At 59.7% G+C, this 18,868-nt stretch carries 15 protein-coding genes and 1 pseudogene; 15 read left to right on the top strand and 1 reads right to left on the bottom strand.

Annotation, left to right across the window (positions count from 1 at the left end):
• Nucleotides 1-77: 77 nt before the first annotated feature.
• The 9 genes and pseudogenes from DTF_RS27085 to DTF_RS0105880 form a co-directional block, all read left to right on the top strand.
• Nucleotides 78-416 (top strand): annotated as a pseudogene (locus DTF_RS27085) (nicotinate-nucleotide diphosphorylase (carboxylating)); the annotation flags it as partial.
• Between the two features lie 51 nt (nt 417-467).
• Nucleotides 468-1,451, top strand: coding sequence for a biotin--[acetyl-CoA-carboxylase] ligase (locus DTF_RS0105915; protein ID WP_027714582.1), 984 nt, complete (start codon nt 468-470; stop codon nt 1,449-1,451).
• A 55-nt stretch (nt 1,452-1,506) separates the two neighbouring features.
• Nucleotides 1,507-2,280 (top strand): type III pantothenate kinase, encoded by a 774-nt coding sequence (locus tag DTF_RS0105910; RefSeq protein WP_027714581.1) that lies wholly within the window; start codon nt 1,507-1,509, stop codon nt 2,278-2,280.
• A gap of 148 nt (nt 2,281-2,428) precedes the next feature.
• Nucleotides 2,429-4,507 (top strand): elongation factor G, encoded by a 2,079-nt coding sequence (fusA, locus tag DTF_RS0105905; RefSeq protein ID WP_027714580.1) that lies wholly within the window; start codon nt 2,429-2,431, stop codon nt 4,505-4,507.
• A gap of 24 nt (nt 4,508-4,531) precedes the next feature.
• Nucleotides 4,532-5,464 carry an SPOR domain-containing protein gene (locus DTF_RS0105900; RefSeq protein WP_027714579.1) on the top strand — a complete coding sequence of 311 codons (933 nt, stop codon included), beginning with the start codon at nt 4,532-4,534 and terminating at the stop codon, nt 5,462-5,464.
• Nucleotides 5,465-5,486: 22 nt separating this feature from the next.
• Nucleotides 5,487-6,518, top strand: a complete 1,032-nt coding sequence (locus DTF_RS25225; protein WP_027714578.1) for a hypothetical protein — start codon at nt 5,487-5,489, stop codon at nt 6,516-6,518.
• An 80-nt stretch (nt 6,519-6,598) separates the two neighbouring features.
• Entirely contained in the window at nt 6,599-7,066 is a 468-nt protein-coding gene (locus tag DTF_RS0105890) for an MOSC domain-containing protein (RefSeq protein WP_027714577.1), read from the top strand.
• Nucleotides 7,063-7,563 (top strand): molybdenum cofactor biosynthesis protein B, encoded by a 501-nt coding sequence (locus tag DTF_RS0105885; protein WP_027714576.1) that lies wholly within the window; start codon nt 7,063-7,065, stop codon nt 7,561-7,563. The genes DTF_RS0105890 and DTF_RS0105885 overlap by 4 nt, the downstream gene beginning before the upstream one ends.
• Before the next feature lie 158 nt (nt 7,564-7,721).
• Complete coding sequence (locus tag DTF_RS0105880; protein WP_035055937.1) at nt 7,722-8,423, top strand: MgtC/SapB family protein; 702 nt, start codon at nt 7,722-7,724, stop codon at nt 8,421-8,423.
• Between the two features lie 86 nt (nt 8,424-8,509).
• On the opposite strand, the gene DTF_RS0105875 is transcribed toward DTF_RS0105880, so the two are convergent.
• Nucleotides 8,510-9,283: a ZIP family metal transporter gene (locus DTF_RS0105875; RefSeq protein ID WP_027714574.1), complete on the bottom strand. Its 774-nt coding sequence runs from the start codon at nt 9,281-9,283 to the stop codon at nt 8,510-8,512.
• Between the two features lie 617 nt (nt 9,284-9,900).
• Here DTF_RS0105875 and DTF_RS22110 point away from each other — a divergent pair.
• The 6 genes from DTF_RS22110 to DTF_RS0105845 all read left to right on the top strand — a co-directional run bounded on the left by DTF_RS22110 (nt 9,901) and on the right by DTF_RS0105845 (nt 18,818).
• On the top strand, nt 9,901-10,785 hold the full coding sequence (locus DTF_RS22110; protein ID WP_051360983.1) for a cytochrome c: 885 nt from the start codon (nt 9,901-9,903) through the stop codon (nt 10,783-10,785).
• 1 nt (nt 10,786) lies between these two features.
• Nucleotides 10,787-14,410: a nitrate reductase subunit alpha gene (locus DTF_RS0105865; protein WP_027714573.1), complete on the top strand. Its 3,624-nt coding sequence runs from the start codon at nt 10,787-10,789 to the stop codon at nt 14,408-14,410.
• A gap of 67 nt (nt 14,411-14,477) precedes the next feature.
• Nucleotides 14,478-15,965: a nitrate reductase subunit beta gene (narH, locus tag DTF_RS0105860; RefSeq protein ID WP_027714572.1), complete on the top strand. Its 1,488-nt coding sequence runs from the start codon at nt 14,478-14,480 to the stop codon at nt 15,963-15,965.
• Nucleotides 15,966-15,977: 12 nt separating this feature from the next.
• The gene (locus DTF_RS22105; RefSeq protein WP_051360981.1) at nt 15,978-16,532 is read left to right on the top strand and encodes a nitrate reductase molybdenum cofactor assembly chaperone; all 555 of its coding nucleotides are present in this window, start codon (nt 15,978-15,980) and stop codon (nt 16,530-16,532) included.
• The gene (gene narI / locus DTF_RS0105850) at nt 16,529-17,209 is read left to right on the top strand and encodes a respiratory nitrate reductase subunit gamma (protein WP_027714571.1); all 681 of its coding nucleotides are present in this window, start codon (nt 16,529-16,531) and stop codon (nt 17,207-17,209) included. Before DTF_RS22105 ends, narI begins: the two co-directional genes overlap by 4 nt.
• 118 nt (nt 17,210-17,327) lie before the next feature.
• Complete coding sequence (locus DTF_RS0105845; protein WP_027714570.1) at nt 17,328-18,818, top strand: nitrate/nitrite transporter; 1,491 nt, start codon at nt 17,328-17,330, stop codon at nt 18,816-18,818.
• The last annotated feature ends 50 nt before the right edge of the window (nt 18,819-18,868 follow it).

Below are 18,868 nucleotides of genomic sequence, written 5' to 3'. Positions count from 1 at the left end.
GCTGGAAGCCGGTGCGGACATTCTCCTGCTCGACAATATGGAATTGGACACCCTGCGCCAGGCGGTACAGGTCGTCGCAAAACCACGCCGCCGCGGCGGGCGGGATCGCCGTCGCCATTGAAAGGGCACGCAAGAGCGTATCCCACACCCTTCGAATAGAAGTGGAAACCCGGGATCTAGGGGAAGTCGAAGAGGCGCTGGAAGCCGGTGCGGACATTCTCCTGCTCGACAATATGGAATTGGACACCCTGCGCCAGGCGGTACAGGTCGTCGCCGGCAGGGCTCTGACCGAAGCGTCGGGCGGAGTGAATCTGAAGACGGTGAGGGGAATCGCCGGAACCGGAGTCGACCTCATCTCGGTAGGCGCCCTCACCCATTCCTACAGGGCCGTGGACATCTCCATGCTTTTTCAGTAGGCATGACGGCGGACGAAGGACTCATTTCAGATTGATCACGCAGGGATGGACATGACCAACAAGGGTGCACGGGAAGAGATCCTCCGGCTGTTCAGGCAAAGAGAGGAGGAGTTCGTCTCCGGGGAGGAACTCAGTCAATCCCTGGGGGTATCCCGAACCGCGGTCTGGAAGCAGATCAAACTGCTGCGCGACCTTGGTTATGTCATAGAAGCGGTGCCCTCCCGGGGTTATCGGCTGGCTACCGCCCCCGACACCCTGATCCCGGCGGAAATCCAGAGCGGACTGGGGACCCGGCTCATCGGGCGGGAGGTGGTCTATTTCGAGGAGACCGATTCCACCAATGTTCGAGCCCACGAACTGGGCGAATCCGCCGCCCCCGACGGCACGGTGGTGATCGCCGAACACCAGGTCGCGGGGAAGGGGCGGCGCGGCCGGCAATGGGTTTCGCCGCCAGGGGTGAACCTTTACACCTCGGTTCTGCTGCGCCCGGATATCTTTCCCCGATTCGCCACCCAGCTCACCTTCGTCTCGGCGGTGGCGGTAGCCAGGGCAATCGAGGACGTCACCGACCTGAAACCACGCGTCAAGTGGCCCAATGATATACTGATCGGGGGCAAAAAGACGGCCGGTCTTCTGAACGAAATGAGCGCCGAAACCGAATCGATCAACTACGTCATTCTCGGGATCGGCGTCAATCTCAATATGAGTTCCGGGCAATTCCCCTCCGATCTGCGCTATCCCGCCACCTCGGTGGCTCTGGAGCAGGGGGCGCCGGTTTCGCGCCTGGATTTCGCCCGCGCCCTCCTCCGGCGCCTCGATCATTATTATTTGCTTTTCCTGGAGCAGGGTTTCTCCCAGGTCATCAGCGACTGGGAAAATCTTTGCGATCTCATGGGGATGACGGTAGAAGTAGATTGTCAGGACCGCATCATTCGGGGGCGTGCCGAGGGGATCGACGAGGATGGCGCCCTGCTGTTGCGCCTGCCGGATGGAATGCGGGAAAGGGTGTTGGCCGGCGATGTGCGGCCGGTTTAAAAGTCACCAGTCACGAGTCACCAGTCAGTCACCGATCACGAGTCACGGATTTACCATGCTTCTAGTCATCGACGTCGGCAATACCAATACCGTTCTGGGCATGTACCGGGAAGATCAGCTTGTTCGCAGCTGGCGCATCAACACCGACAAGTCACGAACCATGGATGAGTATGCTATGCTCGTTCATGAGCTGTTCCAGCTTTCCGAATTTCACTTCACCGATGTGAAGGATGTCATCATCTCCAGCGTCGTTCCTCCCATGGTCAACACCCTGGAGCAGATGTGCCGGGAGTATTTCAAACTGAAGCCGTATATCGTGGGCCCCGGGGTGAGGACAGGGATGCCCATCCAGTACGACAATCCTCGGGAAGTGGGGGCCGACCGCATTGTCAACGCGGTGGCCGCCTACGAAAAGAAGAGGTGCTGTCTCATCATTGTGGATTTCGGCACGGCGACGACCTTTGATTTCATTTCCGCCCGCGGCGAGTACCAGGGCGGCGCCATTGCTCCGGGGCTGGGAATTTCCGCCGAAGCACTTTTCGAACGGGCCAGCAAGCTGCCCAGGGTGGAATTCTCCCGGCCGCCCCAGGTGATCGCCAAAAATACGGTGAACAGCATGCAGTCGGGGATCTTCTATGGTTACGTGGGGCTGGTCGACGGGATCGTCAACCGCATGAAGGAGGAGGCGAAGGAAACCCCCCTGGTGATCGCCACCGGAGGTCTTGCCGGATCGATCGCATCGGCTTCCCAGACCATCGACGAAGTAGATCCTTCGCTTACCCTGGAAGGGCTGCGGATCATCTACGATCGAAACAAGACCGCTTCCTGAATTACAAAGGTTCATCGCCGCAGTCAAAGACTGCTGCCCGGATATGCCGATAAGAGCGGTAGCAGTGCATGCCGCCATGTTGTTCGTTGTTTCCTGAACGTGATCCTTAACCAGAATCCCTCACCGGGACCGAGCGAAAGGAAAGACCATGGGAAAGTACGAGACGGCAAGGATTCGTAATCTGGGAATTGTCGCACAGGGAGATGCGGGAAAAACCTCTCTTACCGAAGCCATCCTCTTCAATACCGGGATGACCGACCGCCTCGGCAAGGTGGACGAGGGGACCTCGACGATGGATTTCGAGCCCGAGGAGATCAAAAGAGGAATCACCATCAGTTCCAGCCTCAATCACTGCGAGTGGAAAGGGCACAGCCTCCATATAGTCGATACTCCAGGCTACACCAACTTTCTCCATGACACCCGAAACTGCATGCGGATTCTCGGCGGTGCGGTCCTGGTGGTTTCCGCCGTGGACGGAGTCAAGGCGCAGACACTGAAGATCTGGGAGTGGGCCAACGAATTCGAGGTCCCCCGCATCATCTTCGTCAACAAGCTGGATCGGGAGAGGGCCGATTTTCTCAAGGCGGTCGATGACATCCAGAAAAGCCTTTCGACCCGGGCCGTCGCCGTGAGCATGCCGGTAGGGGCCGAGCACGACTTCCAGGGAATCATCGACCTGGTCGACATGAAGGCGCGTTTCTTCAAGTTTGACGAAGCGGGCACTTACGACGAGACCGACATCCCGGCCGAATACCAGGAAGAGGCCGACCGGCTGCGACTCGCGATGGTGGAAGCAGCGGCCGAGGCCGATGACGAGTTGATGGAGAAGTATCTGGAGGGGGAGACCCTGAGTACCGAGGAGATTCTTCGCGGTCTGCGCGAAGGGACCCTGACGAAGGTATTTACTCCCGTCCTCTGCGGCAGCGCCACCGCCAATATCGGCGTTCGCAACCTGCTCAATTTTATCGTCAACTGTCTTCCCTCCCCGATCGACAAGGGGATTCAGTACGGCAAGAATCCTAAAACCGGTGAAGACGAGCAGCGGCGGCCCGACCCGGCCGAACCCTTCTCGGCGATGGTGTTCAAGACCATCAGCGATCCTTATGCCGGCAAGCTTTCTCTGTTCAGAATCTATTCCGGAACCCTCAAAAGCGATTCGGTGGTTTACAATCCCAACAAGGAAACGACCGAGCGGATCGGACAGATCTTCGAGCTCGAGGGAAAGAAGCAGAAGCCGGTCGGCGAAGCGGAGGCGGGCGATATCGTCGCGGTGGCCAAGCTCAAGGAAACAGTCACGGGAGACACCCTGTGCGATGGCGGCCGTCCCATCGTCTTCGAAAGTCCGCTGTCCCTGAAGCCGGTGATCTCCTTCGCCCTGGAAGCCAAGAGCAAGGGGGACGAAGACAAGATCATGAGTTCTCTGCACCGGCTCATGGAAGAGGACCCCACCCTCCAGGTTCAGCGCGACGAGGAAACCAAGGAGATGATCCTCTCCGGCATGGGGCAGGTCCATGTCGAGGTGGCCGTCGAGAAGCTTAAGCGCAAGTTCGGCGTCGAGGTTATCCTCAAGGAGCCCAAGGTCCCCTATCGCGAAACCGTCACGAAGCCGATCAAACAGCATTACCGTCACAGGAAGCAGTCGGGCGGCCGGGGCCAGTTCGCCGACGTGCATGTGGAACTGGCGCCCCTGAAGCGAGGTGCCGGCTACGAGTTCGTCGACAAGATTGTCGGAGGGGTTATCCCCCGTCAGTTTATCCCTGCGGTGGACAAGGGGATTCATGACGCGATGAAGCACGGCATCCTGGCCGGATATCCGGTCCAGGATTTCCGGGTCACTCTCTACGACGGTTCGCATCATTCGGTCGATTCTTCGGAGATGGCTTTCAAGATCGCCGGTTCTATGGCATTCAAAAGGGCCATGGAACAGGCCGGCCCGGTGTTGCTGGAACCTGTCATGCACATGGAAATAACCGTTCCCGACGACTGTATCGGCGATGTCATCGGCGACATGAATTCGCGCCGGGGCAAGGTTCTGGGGGTGGAGCCCCAAGGCAGCAATCAGGTCGTGATCGTGCAGGTGCCGATGGCGGAAGTTCTCAAGTATGCCCCCGAACTGCGGTCCATGACTTCCGATCGAGGCCTGTTCACCATGGAGTTTTCCCATTACGAGGAAGTCCCGTCGCATCTGACGAGCAAAATCCTGGCCCAGCTCGACAAAGGGGCGTAAATTCACCCGAGGAGACACTAAAGAATGACCGATAAAGAAGAGTTCAGCTTTAAAAATGAAGAGAAGTCTTCGCCCGGAGCAGATTCAGACATCTCCTGGATGGAGCAGGAGGCAAGCCCGGAAATCCCCGGGGGCTCCGATAATGGTCGAAAAGGATCCATGACGCGCATTCTCCTGTTGGTCCTGCTGCTCGTTGCCGTCGGAGCCTCCGGATTTTCCTTCCTGCTGGGGGCAGAGGATACCGAACCGCCGCCGCCCGTCCAGGTCGCTGCAAAGAAACAGCCGATTGCCGTCCCGCCCCAACCGGTCGAGGAAACGCCTTCAGCTGAAAAGGAGTCGATGCCGGCGGCCGACGAGTCGGCGCCGCACGTTCCGGCGCCAGAGACCGCGAAGCCGGCGGAAGAAAAAGCCCAGCCGGAAAAAAGTTTGGCGGCGGTGCAGGCTGATTCCGGAAGAGTGTCGGCCATGTCATCCCCCGCTGAAGTGTCGGAACAGCCTGCCCCGAAGGGCATCTATACTATTGCGGCGGGAGCCTTTCTCCTCCGTTCCAATCTGGCCGGAGCTGAAAGAAAAGTGACGGAATCGGGTTTCGAGCCGCAGGTGGTGCGGAAAATGAAATGGATGGATATGACTCGACTGCGGGTCGGTATTTTTTCTCCGGAAGAGGGGAAGAAGAAAATGGAGGAACTCGAGCCGTTGACCTCGCAAGCTTTTTTTCTTCCCGTCGATGGAAGAGTGGCGGTATATGCCGCTTCCTTCCAGAACCTGGACAAGGCGCGCTCTTTCGCCGATCGTCTCTATAAGCAGGGTCTCCGGGTGGAGGAGGAATCCGCGCAGGTCGAAATACCCCTCTATCTTCTGAGCTTCGGGGGGTTCGATGATCTGGAATCGGCCCAAAAGGCGGCCCAACGGGTGCGGACGGCAGGCCTCGACGCCATAGTGGTCAAAAACCCTTGAATTTCCCTTCCGCGAATCTGTCATGAGCGATACCGTCAAGACCGTGCGTCTCAGGGTTTCACCTGAGGTCGCCCGGATCGTCGGCAAAGGATCCCCCCGCGAGGCGCAACTGAAGGCCGCCCGGGGGGATCTCCCTCTCTCCGGAAGAGACCTGGTCACGGCCCTTTTTTTTCTGCGTCACGGCGGCGACCCGGAGATCAGGGGCCTGTCCGTCAAAACCATCAAGGAACTTGACGCCGATATTCTTGCACCTGTCGTGCGGGACCCTGACTGCCATCCCCATCTGCTCGACTTTGTCGGTCGCCAGCGACTTGAAGAACGGGCAGTGATCGAACTTCTTCTGGGCAACCCGGCCGTGAGTTCCGCCACCCTGTCTCACATTGCCGAAAATGGAGGGGGGCCGATCCTCAGTCTGCTTGCCGACCGAGAGGAACATCTGAGGAAATCGCCGGAGATCATTAAGGCCATTCTCTCCAATCCCCGGGCCGATCGTTCCCTGAAAATGCGACTTGCTCCCAAGGAAGCTCCGGGAACCGGGGAAGAGGAAGAAAATCCTTCGGAGGATGAAGCGCCGGGGGAGCCGGGGGGGGAAGATGCCGATGCCGAAGGCGAATCCCCGGAGGCGGAGGAGGAAGAGAATCTTTCCAAGTATCAGATGGCTCTCGAAATGGGGGTTTCGGAAAAGATCAAAATGGCCCTCACCGGGGACAAGGAATGGCGCAACATCTTTCTAAAGGATGCGAACAAGCTGGTTTCATCCGCAGTGCTGAAGAACCCCCGCATCACCGATGGGGAGGTGCTCGCTGTGGCCAAGAACAAGAGCGCCAGCGAAGAACTGATCCGGCTCATTACCCTCAACAGGGAATGGGTCAAGAGCTACGAGATCAAAAAGGCGCTGATCCTCCATCCCCGCACTCCGCTGCCCAAGGCCCTGCGATACATGGAGATATTGACCGAGAAGGACATCAAGAGCCTGGCCAAAAGTCGGGGAGTATCCCAGGTGATCGTCAACAACGCGCGGCGGATGCTGATGGCGAAGCAGCGGAAAAAGTAAGAGTGCTCAATTCACGAAGACCCCACGGTTCGGGAAAGATCGTTCCGGGATACGCATCATCGACGTTATAGGAGAAGGAAATGCTCAAAGGAGAAATTATCGCCGTCTGCACCAGCCCCGGAAAAGGGGGGCGAAAAAAGGATGTCGGCAGCGGCCGGCTGGTGGAAGCCTTCGGACTCGAAGGGGACGGCCACGGCGGCGACTGGCACCGGCAGGTCAGTCTGCTGGCCATGGAGAGCATCGACAAGATGCTGGCCGCCGGTCTCGATGTGGGGCCGGGAGATTTTGCCGAAAATCTCACCACCCGGGGGATCGATCTCTGTTCTCTGCCGGTGGGGACCCGCCTGCAGGTCGGCGAAACGGCCCTGCTGGAGATCACTCAGATCGGCAAGATCTGCCATGAGCGCTGCGCCATCTTTTACCAGGCTGGCGACTGCGTGATGCCCAAAGAGGGGATCTTCGCAAGGGTCCTCGAGGGTGGCGGAGTCGCCAGGGGCGATGAGGTAAGGGTAGTTGACAAGCCTCAGAAGGAAGAGGACAAGGAATGAACGGGGCTGCGCGATTTACCATCGGCGTTCTGACTCTCTCCGACAAGGGCTCCCGCGGGGAAAGAGAAGATGAGAGCGGCAGGGTCCTGCAGGAAATGGTTGCTCCATTGGGGGAAATCGTGCGTTACCAGGTGATCCCCGATGAGGAGGAGCTGATCGTCGCCACCCTGGTGGAATGGGTGGATAAGGACGGAGTGGACCTCATTCTGACGACCGGCGGGACGGGCCTCTCACCCCGCGACATCACCCCCGAAGCGACCGCGAGGGTCATCGAACGGGAAATTCCCGGCATGGCCGAAGCCATGCGCGCGGCGAGTATGGCGAAAACCCCTCATGCCATGATTTCGCGGGCTCTGGCTGGTGTGCGTCGACAGTCGATGATCATCAATCTCCCCGGCAGTCCCAAAGGGGTTCGAGAGAATCTGGAAGTGGTTTATCCCGCCCTGGAACATGCCCTGCTCAAGCTCAAGGGCGACCCCTCCGAATGTGCCCGATAGGACTGATGAAAAACGCCCATCTGCGGCGTTTCCCTCATCCTTCGTCAACGACGTACCTTCCGGTACGCCTTATTCCTCAGGATTTCAGGCGCCTTGCATCTGGACATTTTTGATCAGTCCGGAAAGCGGTTAACAGGTTTTCATAACAGAGGTTTGTAATGGAGTGGCTGCAGCATTGGCAATCCGATTATGACATGATCCTGCTGGGCCGGGTGCTGCTGGCGGCCGTCCTGGGGGCGATGATCGGGTTTGAACGCGAGATTCACGGCCGTCCCGCCGGCTTCAGAACCCACGTCCTGGTGACGATGGGCGCCTGCCTGATGACGATCGTCTCGGAACATTTCCATGTCAAATATGGGGAACTTGGCGCCGAAGGGGTGGTCCGCCTCGATCCCGGAAGGGTTGCGGCCCAGATCGTTACCGGCATCGGCTTTCTCGGCGCCGGAGCCATCATCAAGGAGCGCCAAGCGATACGCGGACTCACCACCGCCGCCTGCCTCTGGCTGGCTGCGGGGCTGGGAATGGCGGTCGGGGTGGGTCTCTATCAGGTGGCCGTGGTCGTTACCGCGCTGGCTCTGTTCAATCTCCTCTTTCTCAAGCGCATTGAGCGGTTTCTCAAGAAGGACCGCTACCGGACCCTGGTGGTCCATTCCATCGACGGAGAAAATGCAAGGGAGGGGCTGGAACGCTTTCTGGCCGGGCAGAAACTTCAGATCGTCGATTTCGGGATGGAACGGGATAATGCCGCCGGGGAGGTTCGTTTTGATTTCATCCTCTCCTATAGCGCGGGTAAGACGAGCAGTGCTCTGCCGGAAGCCGTCTCCCGCCTGGAGGGAGTCAAAAAGGTTCGTTTTCACTGATCCGTCTGCCGGACAGGTCCATCCATGGAAAAAAGGGAGCTTTCGGGCTCCCTTTTTTCATTCGTGCCCGGTGAGGATCCCGTTTTTTAGTGAGCGATCCAGCCGGCCGCCGCGGCGGTCAGGATTCCTCCGCACAAGGAGAGGCTTCCCGCCAGTCCCCGTGCGCGGTGGGATTCGGGAATCAGATCGGATGCGGCGATATAGACGAAAGATCCGGCGGCCAGAGCCATGAGGGCGCCCAGCAATGAGGGGTCCACCTGCCTGGCCAGGGCGTAGCTGACGACGGCTGCCAGTGGGGTGGCCAGAGCGACGGTCGATGCGAAAAGGATGGCCGAACGGCGGGAATAGCCGTAATGCAGAAGAATGGCCAGCATGGCTACTCCTTCGGGAACCTCGTGGGCGATGACGGCCAGGGCGGAGAGCAAGCCCAATTCGCCGCTCACCTCGAACCCGGTGCCGATGATCAGCCCGTCGATGAGCGAGTGCAGGGTCATGCCGGCAAAGGCGATCACCCCGAGGGGATGCGGGTTGGCGCAGCACCCCTCGTGGCTGGAGGCGATTTCAAGGTTAAGGTGGTGCAGTTCTTCATGGCCGGCGTGAAAGAAAAGGTGATGCTCGAGAAAATAGAAGAGGACAAAGGCGACCAGAAAAAAAACAGGTGTCAGTGCGTTCAACTCCTGGGCTTCCGGAAGGACGTGCAGAATGCCCACCCCCAGAAGGACGCCGGCCGCATAGGAGACCAGGTTGGCCGAGTTGCGCCGGCTCCAGGCGGAGCGGACCAGAACCAGGTACATGCCGGCAAAGGTGGCGGCCCCGGCGAAACAGCCAAAGAACAAAACACTGAACCAGCGATCTTCCATTCGTTACTCTCCTGATAAAGTAGAAGGGGGAAGTATAATCAGGTTCGTTTCACAGCTCAAGTAAAGATAGAGGAAGGTACATCATCGAACAGGAGGAAATTGGAATAAATCCGCTGTTTGAATATAAAAGCAAAGAGAGGAAGGACTTCCAAACTCCTCGTTTCCAATGCGAAAACCATTCGATGTCCATCCGGAACAGGGTCGTTTTCAGATCCAGTGCAATGAGCCGGACTTTTTTTATGTCCAGCGGCATGTTGCAGGTTGAAAAATAAAGCCTCTGAGAAAAGACGCCGTTATCCTCTGGAAATTGAACTCTCCCAATTGCAAACATGATTTAAGTTGGTAGCATTATAAAACATTTTGGGTTTCTGCGGGATTCTCGGAGCAAACGGGTGGATTCCCGGAGGGGGCGGGGGATGTTTTTATTATCCAGGGTAGAAAATTTGCTTTCTGCGATCGATTTTTTGACGTAAGTCAAATACAATAATAAAAAAGTGTTTTAATAAAGTGGCCGAAGCAGATAGTTTTTAAAAAGACCAATTCCCGTCATACTGCCGAAAAACCGGGCAGGTGTTGTCATCAAGAACGATCCTTTTGGTTCTCAAAGAGGTGTCCCCATGAATAAAAGGCGATTTAGTTGGAGGGCCGTTGCGATATGCGCGGCGTTCCTGGCCGCTGCCGTTCCGAACTTGGCCGGAGCCCAAGCTGATGGAGAAGAGCTGGCTAAACTGGCGGAACAGGGCGAGCATATCTTTCAGGAGAAATGCGTCTCCTGTCATACCGTCGGCGAGGGCGACAGGCCTACCGGGCCCGACCTCGCCGGGGTGACCGAACGACGGGATCGTCAATGGCTGATCCAGATCATCCGCCATCCTGACGAGGTGCTTGATTCCGGGGATCCGGCAGCCGCCGAGATGCTGGAAAAATACAAACTGCGAATGCCCGATCTCGACGTCTCCGAGGAGGAAGCCGAAGCGCTCCTCGCCTATCTGAAGATTCCCAGTGAAGAAGAGCACGCCGCAGCGGAGGAAAAGGTCGCTCCACCGGCGCCAGACCTCGCCGAAGGTAACAAAGAGAGGGGCCGGGCTTTGTACTCGGGAGCTCTGCCCATGGAAAGAGGGGGAGCCCCCTGTCTGGCCTGTCACGGGATCGCCGGCTTCGGAGCCGCCGGCGGAGCCAATTTCGGTGTCGACCTCACCGGCATCTATGAAGATTACGGTCCCGAAGGGGTGGCCTCCATCCTCGAATCCCTGCCGTTTCCGAGCATGGAGCCGATTTACTCCGAACGGCCCCTGACTCCTTCCGAACAGGCCGACCTGATGGCCTTTTTTGCTGAAGTTACAGGCAACGAACCGGTACAAATCAACACGGCTCTGGGGTTGCAGACAGGGGCGGGGGTTATCCTTCTGCTGATCCTGGCCATGGTGATCTGGCGCGGTCGCCTGAGCACGGTGCGACGGTCCCTGGTCGAAAAGGCAACCCGAGAGGATAAGGTGAAATAAGATGAGCTGGATCAAGGATATTATCAACCCCAAGGCACGAGGATGGGAAGAGTTCTACCGTAACCGCTATCAGCACGACAAGGTGGTACGCAGCACTCACGGCGTCAACTGCACCGGGAGCTGCTCCTGGAACGTCCACGTCAAGGACGGCATCGTCGCCTGGGAGATGCAGGCGACAGACTATCCGCGACTGGAAGAAGGGATACCCGCTTATGAGCCGCGGGGATGCCAGCGGGGGATTTCCACCTCCTGGTACGTTTACAGCCCGCTGCGGATCAAGTACCCCTACCTGCGCGGAGCCCTCGTCGACCTGTGGCGGGACGCGAAGGCAAAGCATCAGGACCCCGTGGCGGCCTGGGCGTCAATCGTCGACGACGAGGCGAGCCGCAGGCGTTATCAGCAGGCCCGCGGCAAAGGCGGATTCCGCCGCGCCACCTGGGATGAAGCCCTGGAGATCATCGCCGCCTCCACCATCCACACCATTGCCAAGTATGGCCCTGACCGGGTGATCGGCTTCTCGCCGATACCGGCCATGTCGATGCTCAGCTACGCCGGGGGCTCGCGTTTTCTGCAGCTTCTCGGCGGTGTCAATCTCAGCTTCTACGACTGGTACTGCGACCTGCCCAACGCCTCTCCGGAGATCTGGGGCGAACAGACCGACGTCGCCGAGAGCGCCGACTGGTACAACAGCAAGTACATCGTGGCCATGGGCTCGAACCTGAGCATGACCCGTACGCCGGACGTCCATTTCGCGGCCCAGGCCCGCCACAACGGTTCGAAGATGGTGGTCCTCTCGCCCGACTACAGCATGACCTCCAAGTATGCGGACTGGTGGATTCCGGCCCACGCCGGCCAGGACGGCGCCTTCTGGATGGCGGCCAACCACGTCATCCTCACCGAGTTCCACCACGCCCGCCAGACCCCTTACTTCCTCAATTACCTCAAGCGCTACACCGACAGCCCCTTCCTCGTCGCCCTCGACAAGGGCGAGGACGGCGCCTGGCGCCCGGGGCGGATGCTTGCCGCCTCCAGCCTGGAGCGCTACGGTGAAGCGGAGAACGGCGACTTCAAGTACCTGGTATGGGACGAGACGAGCGATGCCCCGCGCATGCCCCTGGGGACCCTCGGCTTCCGCTGGCAGCAGCAGAAGGGGCAGTGGAACCTGGAGCTCAAGGACGGTCTCGACGGGTCCGAAATTGCTCCGGCGCTTACCTTTCTCGATCGGAGCGATGAGGTGTGCAGCGTGGTCTTCACCGACTTCGCCGAGGAGAAGAAGGCCCGGCGCGGCGTGCCGGTGCGCACTTTGGAAACAGCCGGGGGGACCGTTCGCGTCGCCTCGATCTACGACCTGCTGATGGCCCAGTTCGGCGTCGCCCGGGGTCTCGCAGGCGATTATCCGAAGACCTACGACGACGACGGCGCCGCCTACACCCCGGCCTGGCAGGAGAAGTACACCGGCATAGACCGCGCCAACGTCATCCAGTTCGCCCGCGAGTGGGCATCCACCGCTGAGAAGACCGAAGGAAAGTGTTCGATCATCATCGGCGCCGGCATCAACCACTGGTACCATGCCAACCTTACCTACCGTGCCGGCATCGTCGGATTGATGCTCTGCGGATGCGTGGGGAAAAACGGCGGCGGCCTCAATCACTATGTGGGCCAGGAGAAACTGGCTCCCATCGCTCCCTGGTCGACCTTGTCGGCGGCCCTTGACTGGAGCAAGCCGCCGCGCTTCCAGAACGCCCCGTCCTTCCACTACGTGCACAGCGACCAGTGGCGTTACGAGCGCACCGCAGACGAGGCGCTGATCAATCGCGTCGCCGAGCGCAACCACATCACCGAAGGTCACACCATGGATCACCAGGTGCGGGCGGTGCGCCTCGGATGGCTTCCTTTCTACCCCCAATTCGACCGCAACTCCCTCGGCATGGTGGAGCAGGCCCGCGCCGACGGAGCCGAAAGCGATCAGGAGGTCGTTGACTGGGCGGTGAAGCAGCTCAAGGAGAAGAAGCTCAAGTTCGCCGTCGAAGATCCCGATGCGCCAGAAAACTGGCCGCGGCTGTGGTACATCTGGCGCGGAAACGCCCTCTCCTCCAGCGCCAAGGGGCATGAATATTTCCTCAAGCATTACCTCGGCACCCATCACAATGTCATCGCCCCCGAGACAGCCGGGGAATCGGTCAAGGAGGCGGTCTGGCACGAGGAAGCCCCGAAGGGGAAACTCGACCTGGTGGTCGACATCAACTTCCGCATGGACACCAGCGCCCTCTATTCGGATATCGTCCTGCCCACCGCAACCTGGTACGAAAAGGACGACCTGTCGAGCACCGACATGCACTCCTTCATTCATCCCCTGCAGGCCGCTGTTCCGCCCTGCTGGGAAGCCAAGAGCGACTGGGACATCTTCAAGACCATCGCCGAGAAGGTCAGCGCCCTGGCCGAGACCCACTTCCCCGAGCCGGTCAAGGACTTGGTGGCGGTGCCGCTGCAGCACGATACGCCGGCGGAAATCGCCCAGCCGACCATCCGCGACTGGAGCAAGGGGGAGTGCGAGCCGATCCCCGGGAAAACCATGCCCAACCTGGTGGTGGTGGAGCGCGACTACGCCAACCTGTTCAAGCGCTTCGTCTCCTTCGGACCTCAGGCGCGAAAGAACGGTATCGGCGCGCATGGTCTTTCCTGGGCCATCGAGGACATGTACGACGAACTGCTTGAGAATGGACCGGTCCAGACGTGGGGCGAAGAGCGCTACCCTTCGGTGGCCAATGCCGTCGATGCGGCCAACCTTATCCTGCACCTGGCCCCCGAAACGAACGGAGAAGCGGCCCACCGCGCCTTTACGGTCAAAGAACAGAAGGTCGGGCTGCCTCTGGCCGACCTGGCGCAGGACACCCGCGCGGTCCGCACCAACTTCAGCGACCTCGCCCGTCAGCCGCGACGCCTTCTGACCAGCCCCTGCTGGTCGGGGCTCACAAACAATGGGCGTGCCTACAGCGCCTACAGCCTGAACGTGGACCGGCTCGTCCCCTGGCGGACCCTGACCGGGCGGCAGCACTTTTATCTCGATCACGAGGGGTATATCGCGTTTGGCGAGAACCTGCCGACCTACAAGCCCAAGCCCGACGCCGGACCGCTGCAGGACCTCGTCGCCAGCCGTCCCGAGGGGAAAACCATCACCCTCAACTACCTCACGCCGCACGGCAAATGGGGAATCCACAGCACCTTCGGCGACAACCAGCGCATGCTGACCCTGTCGCGCGGCTGCCATCCCTTCTGGATCAACCATAAGGATGCCGAAGAGATCGGGGTGGTCGACAACGATTGGGTGGAGGTCTACAACGACCATGGGGTGGTGGTGACCCGGGCGGTGGTGAGCGCCCGCATGCCGCGCGGCATCGCCTTTCTCTATCACGCTCCGGAGCGGACCAGCGTCCCTAAATCCACCCTGCGCGGAAATAAGCGGGCAGGCGTCCACAACAGCCTGATCCGCACCCGCCTCAAGCCGAATCTGATGATGGGGGGCTACGGACAGTTCACCTACGGTTTCAACTACTGGGGGCCGACCGGCGCCAACCGCGACACCTTCATCCTGGTGCGCAAGCTGGAAGGGGAGCCGCAATGGTGATGAAAATATTCCTCCTTCAATCCGACGTCTGTCTCCTGGATTCTTTTAAGGAATTGGAGAATAAACAATGAATGTACGTTCCCAAACAGCCTCCGTCTTCCATCTTGACAAGTGCATCGGCTGTCATACCTGCAGCATCGCCTGCAAGAACATCTGGACCGACCGGCGCGGCGCCGAGTACATGTGGTGGAACAATGTCGAGACCAAGCCCGGCACCGGCTATCCGACCCTTTGGGAAGATCAGGAAAAATACCGCGGCGGGTGGGAGAAGGCGGGAGAGCAGCTGCGGCTGAAGATGGGGGGGCGCGCAGCGACTCTCGGCAACATCTTCCATAACCCGAGCCTGCCGACCATGGACGACTATTACGAGCCCTGGACCTACCGCTACAACGAATTGTTCAATGCGCCGGAAGGTTCCGACCAGCCTGCCGCCCGCCCTGTGTCCATGGTCAGCGGCCGGGACATGAAGATCGAGGCCGGTCCCAACTGGGACGATGATCTCGGCGGGTCTAACGTTTATGCCGCCAACGACCCGACTTTCAAGACCCTCTCCGAGAAAGAGCAGCAACAGCTCTTCGCTCTGGAGCGGATGGTCTTCTTCTACCTGCCGCGCATCTGCAATCACTGCGCGAATGCCGGCTGCGTCGCCGCGTGTCCTTCGGGCGCCATCTACAAGCGCGGCGAAGACGGCATCGTCCTGATCAGCCAGGACAAGTGCCGCGGCTGGCGGATGTGCGTCTCGGGTTGTCCTTACAAAAAGACCTACTACGCCTGGTCCTCCGGGAAATCGGAAAAATGCATCCTCTGCTATCCCCGCCAGGAATGCGGCGAGGCCCCGGCCTGCTTCCATTCCTGCGTCGGACGCATCCGCTATCTCGGGGTGCTCCTGTACGACGCCGACCGCATCGAGGAGATGGCCAAACGCCCAGATGCCGAACTGGTGGCGGCGCAGCGGGAGATGATTCTCAACCCCCATGATCCAGAAGTGGTGGCCGCGGCGAAAAAGAACGGCATCGACGACAAGGTGATCGCCGCCGCGCAGAATTCGCCGGTTTACCGCTTCGTCAAGGAGTGGAAGCTGGCGCTGCCCCTGCACCCCGAATTCCGCACCCTGCCGATGCTCTTTTACGTGCCGCCGCTGCTGCCGGTTCTCTCCACCTCCGGAGAGGGGATGACGCGGCTGGGCGACGACTTCTTCAGTTCCCTGGAACAGGCGCGCCTGCCGATCCGGTATCTCGCCGGCCTGTTCTCCGCCGGCAACGAGGCGGAAGTCGAGGCGGTCTACCGCAAGCTCATGGCGGTGCGCCTGCAGCGTCGGGCCGAGACCGTGGACGACCTGCCCGAAGCCGAAACCCGAAAGGTCTTCGAGTCTGCCGGAATATCCCCGGAACAGGCCGATGCCGTCTATCGCCTGACTTCTCTTGCGGGCTTCAAAGAACGCATGGCAGTGCCGCCCATGCAGCGCGAGCAAGGGATCGAGGCCACCGAGGACCCGCAGACCCGAAAGGGCGAGGGGGGCTTCGGCACCCGACGTCCCCCCAAACGGCGCTGGTAGAAAGGAGCGGAAATGGAAAACCATCACCGGATTTGCGGCCTGTTCGCCGAACTTATCGACTACCCCCGTCCGCAGGTAGCCGGCTTCGCTTCCGACCTGACCGGACATCTCGCCGCGGATTATCCTGAGGCGGCCCGTCCGCTGGAAATCTTCCACGGCTTTGCCGCCGCCACCGCCCCTGACCGGCTCGAGGAGCTCTACACCCTGACTTTCGATCTGCAGCCCCAGTGCTCTCCCTACCTGGGCTACCAGCTGTGCGGGGAAGGATATCAGCGCAGCCGCTTCCTGGTAGGACTCCAGGAGGTTTACCGCACTCACGGCTTCACCGCCGAGGGTGAGCTGGCGGATCATTATCGCGAAGTCCTGCGATTCATGTCCCACGTAAGCGACGAGCGGATCTGGCTCGATCTCGCCGCCGACGGTCTGCTGCCGGCCCTGGAAAAGGGGCTTGAAGGGGTGTCCGTCGACAACCCTTACGGCTCCCTCCTCGGCGCCCTCAAGACATACCTGCAACAGACGGTCGGGTCTGAAGACGCCCTGACCCTGAAAGAGGAGATTGCCCAATGATGGACCTCATTCTTTTCGGCGTGTTTCCCTACGTGGCCGTTGCCCTGGCGGTGAGCGTCGGGCTCTATCGCTACTTCGTCGAACGCTACTCCTGGTCCTCCCAGTCGTCCCAGTTCCTGGAGAATCGGATGCAGTTCTGGGGCGGGGTTCCGTGGCATTATGCCATCATCCTCATCCTGCTCGCCCACCTGCTGGCGTTCCTGCTGCCGGGCGCATGGGGCCAGTTGCTCGGAAAACCGGTGCGGCTATATCTTCTCGAGTTGACGGGACTCGCCCTCGGCGTATGCGCCCTGATCAGCCTGGTCCTGATGATGTACCGGCGGGCCGGAGATGCCCGGGTGGCAACGGTAACCTCTACCGTCGACTGGCTGCTGCTCGCCAGCCTGGTGCTGCAGGTGGCCACCGGCGTCTACATCGCCTTCACCCTGCGCTGGGGCTCTTCCTGGTATGTCTATACCGCCACCCCCTGGCTCTGGTCGCTGGTGCGCTTCGATCCCCAGGTCCAGTATCTGGCGGTCACCCCCGCCGTGGTCAAGATACACGCCGTCAACGCCTTCGTGCTGATCTCACTGTTTCCCTTTTCCAGGCTGGTCCACGTCGTCAGCATTCCGCTGAGCTATCTGTCGCGCCCCTACCAGGTGGTGATCTGGTACCGCCAGCGCGGCCGCACTATGTAATCAGGATCACGCGAAGGCGCGAAGATGCGAATTTAAAAAAAAATTTTTTCGCGACTTCGCGTGATTACGAATGTGACTTCAGTTTGTTTGTTTTTTGTGAATTGGTTTGGGAGGATAAATGGAAAAGGTCGCGACGGCAAAATCCCATAAGATCCTTTTTCTCAACACTCTGGCGTTTACCGTCTGTTTTGCCGCCTGGATGTTCAACGGCGTCCTGGTGACCTTCCTGGCCGACAACCAGGTTTTCAAATGGGGACCGGTGGAGATCGGCTGGCTGATGGGGATTCCCGTCCTCACCGGCTCGATCTTCCGACTCCCCGCCGGCATGCTCACCGATAAGTTCGGAGGCAAGCCGGTCTACGGCACCCTGCTCTTCATCTGCGCTGTTCCCATGTACCTGCTGTCGAAGGCGGACAGCTTCGCCACTTTTGCCTTGTGCAGCTTCGGCTTCGGCCTGGCGGGGGTGAGCTTTTCCATCGGCATCGCCTTCTCATCCGTATGGTATCCTCGGCATCGCCAGGGAACGGCCCTCGGTATCTTCGGGGCGGGCAATGCCGGCGCTGCGCTGACCACGCTTCTCGCTCCGACCCTCCTGAATCGCTTGACCGATCACGGCGCCAATCTCGAAGGGTGGCGGCAGCTGCCCGTTTATTACGCCATGATGCTGGCGGCGATGGGGGTCATCTTCTTCCTCTTTGCCGAGAACAAGAAGCCGGCGAGCTCCGGGAAAAATTTCGTCCAAATGCTGGCACCCCTGAAGGATCTCCGCGTCTGGCGATTCGGGCTGTACTACTTTCTTGTATTCGGCTGCTTCGTGGCTTTCTCCCAGTGGCTTGTCCCCTATTTCGTCAATGTCTACTACCTTCCGCTGGTGACCGCCGGAATTTTCGCCTCGGCTTTCAGTCTCCCTTCCGGGGTGATCCGGGCATTGGGCGGGTGGATGTCTGACAAGTACGGCGGCCGAAAGGTCATGTTCTGGGTGCTGGGCACCTCGACCCTGATCAGCTTTCTGCTCATCATGCCCAGGATGGAAATCTACTCTCCGGGTCGCGGCATCATGGCCAAGCGCTCCGGAGTCGTCGAGGAGGCGACTGCCACTTCCATCACCCTGAACGGAACGTCCTACGCCCTTAAGGAAAAGCCGCCTGCGGAGGCGTTCGACGACCGGATGCTGATTCTGCCGAGCAAGCAGACCTGGCAGGAGCCAGTGGTCGAAACCGGGCAGGAAGTGAGGAAGAAAGAGCTGCTCGCCAAGGGCGTGACCAAGATTTATTTCCAGGCCAACGTCTGGATCTTCGCCATACTGGTCATCCTCCTCGGCAGCATCTGGGGGATCGGAAAGGCCGCGGTCTACAAACTTATTCCCGACTACTTTCCGGAAGAGGTTGGAGTGGTTGGCGGCATGGTGGGTGTTCTCGGCGGTCTCGGAGGCTTTTTCTGCCCGATCATCTTCGGCTATATGCTGCAGTGGACCGGTCTGTGGACCAGCTGCTGGATATTCATGTTCGCCCTGTCGCTGCTCTGTCTGCTCTGGATGCACTTTGTCGTCCAGAGTCTGATGGAAAAGAAGCATCCCAAGGATATGCGCAAGCTGGAAAATAAACATTGATGATGGCGTCGCAAAAAGTCCGCCCTACGGCGTTACGGCGTTTTTTCAGG

Source organism: Desulfuromonas sp. TF, assembly GCF_000472285.1.
GTDB lineage: Bacteria > Desulfobacterota > Desulfuromonadia > Desulfuromonadales > ATBO01 > ATBO01.
This window is presented reverse-complemented; position numbering and strand designations above follow the sequence as displayed.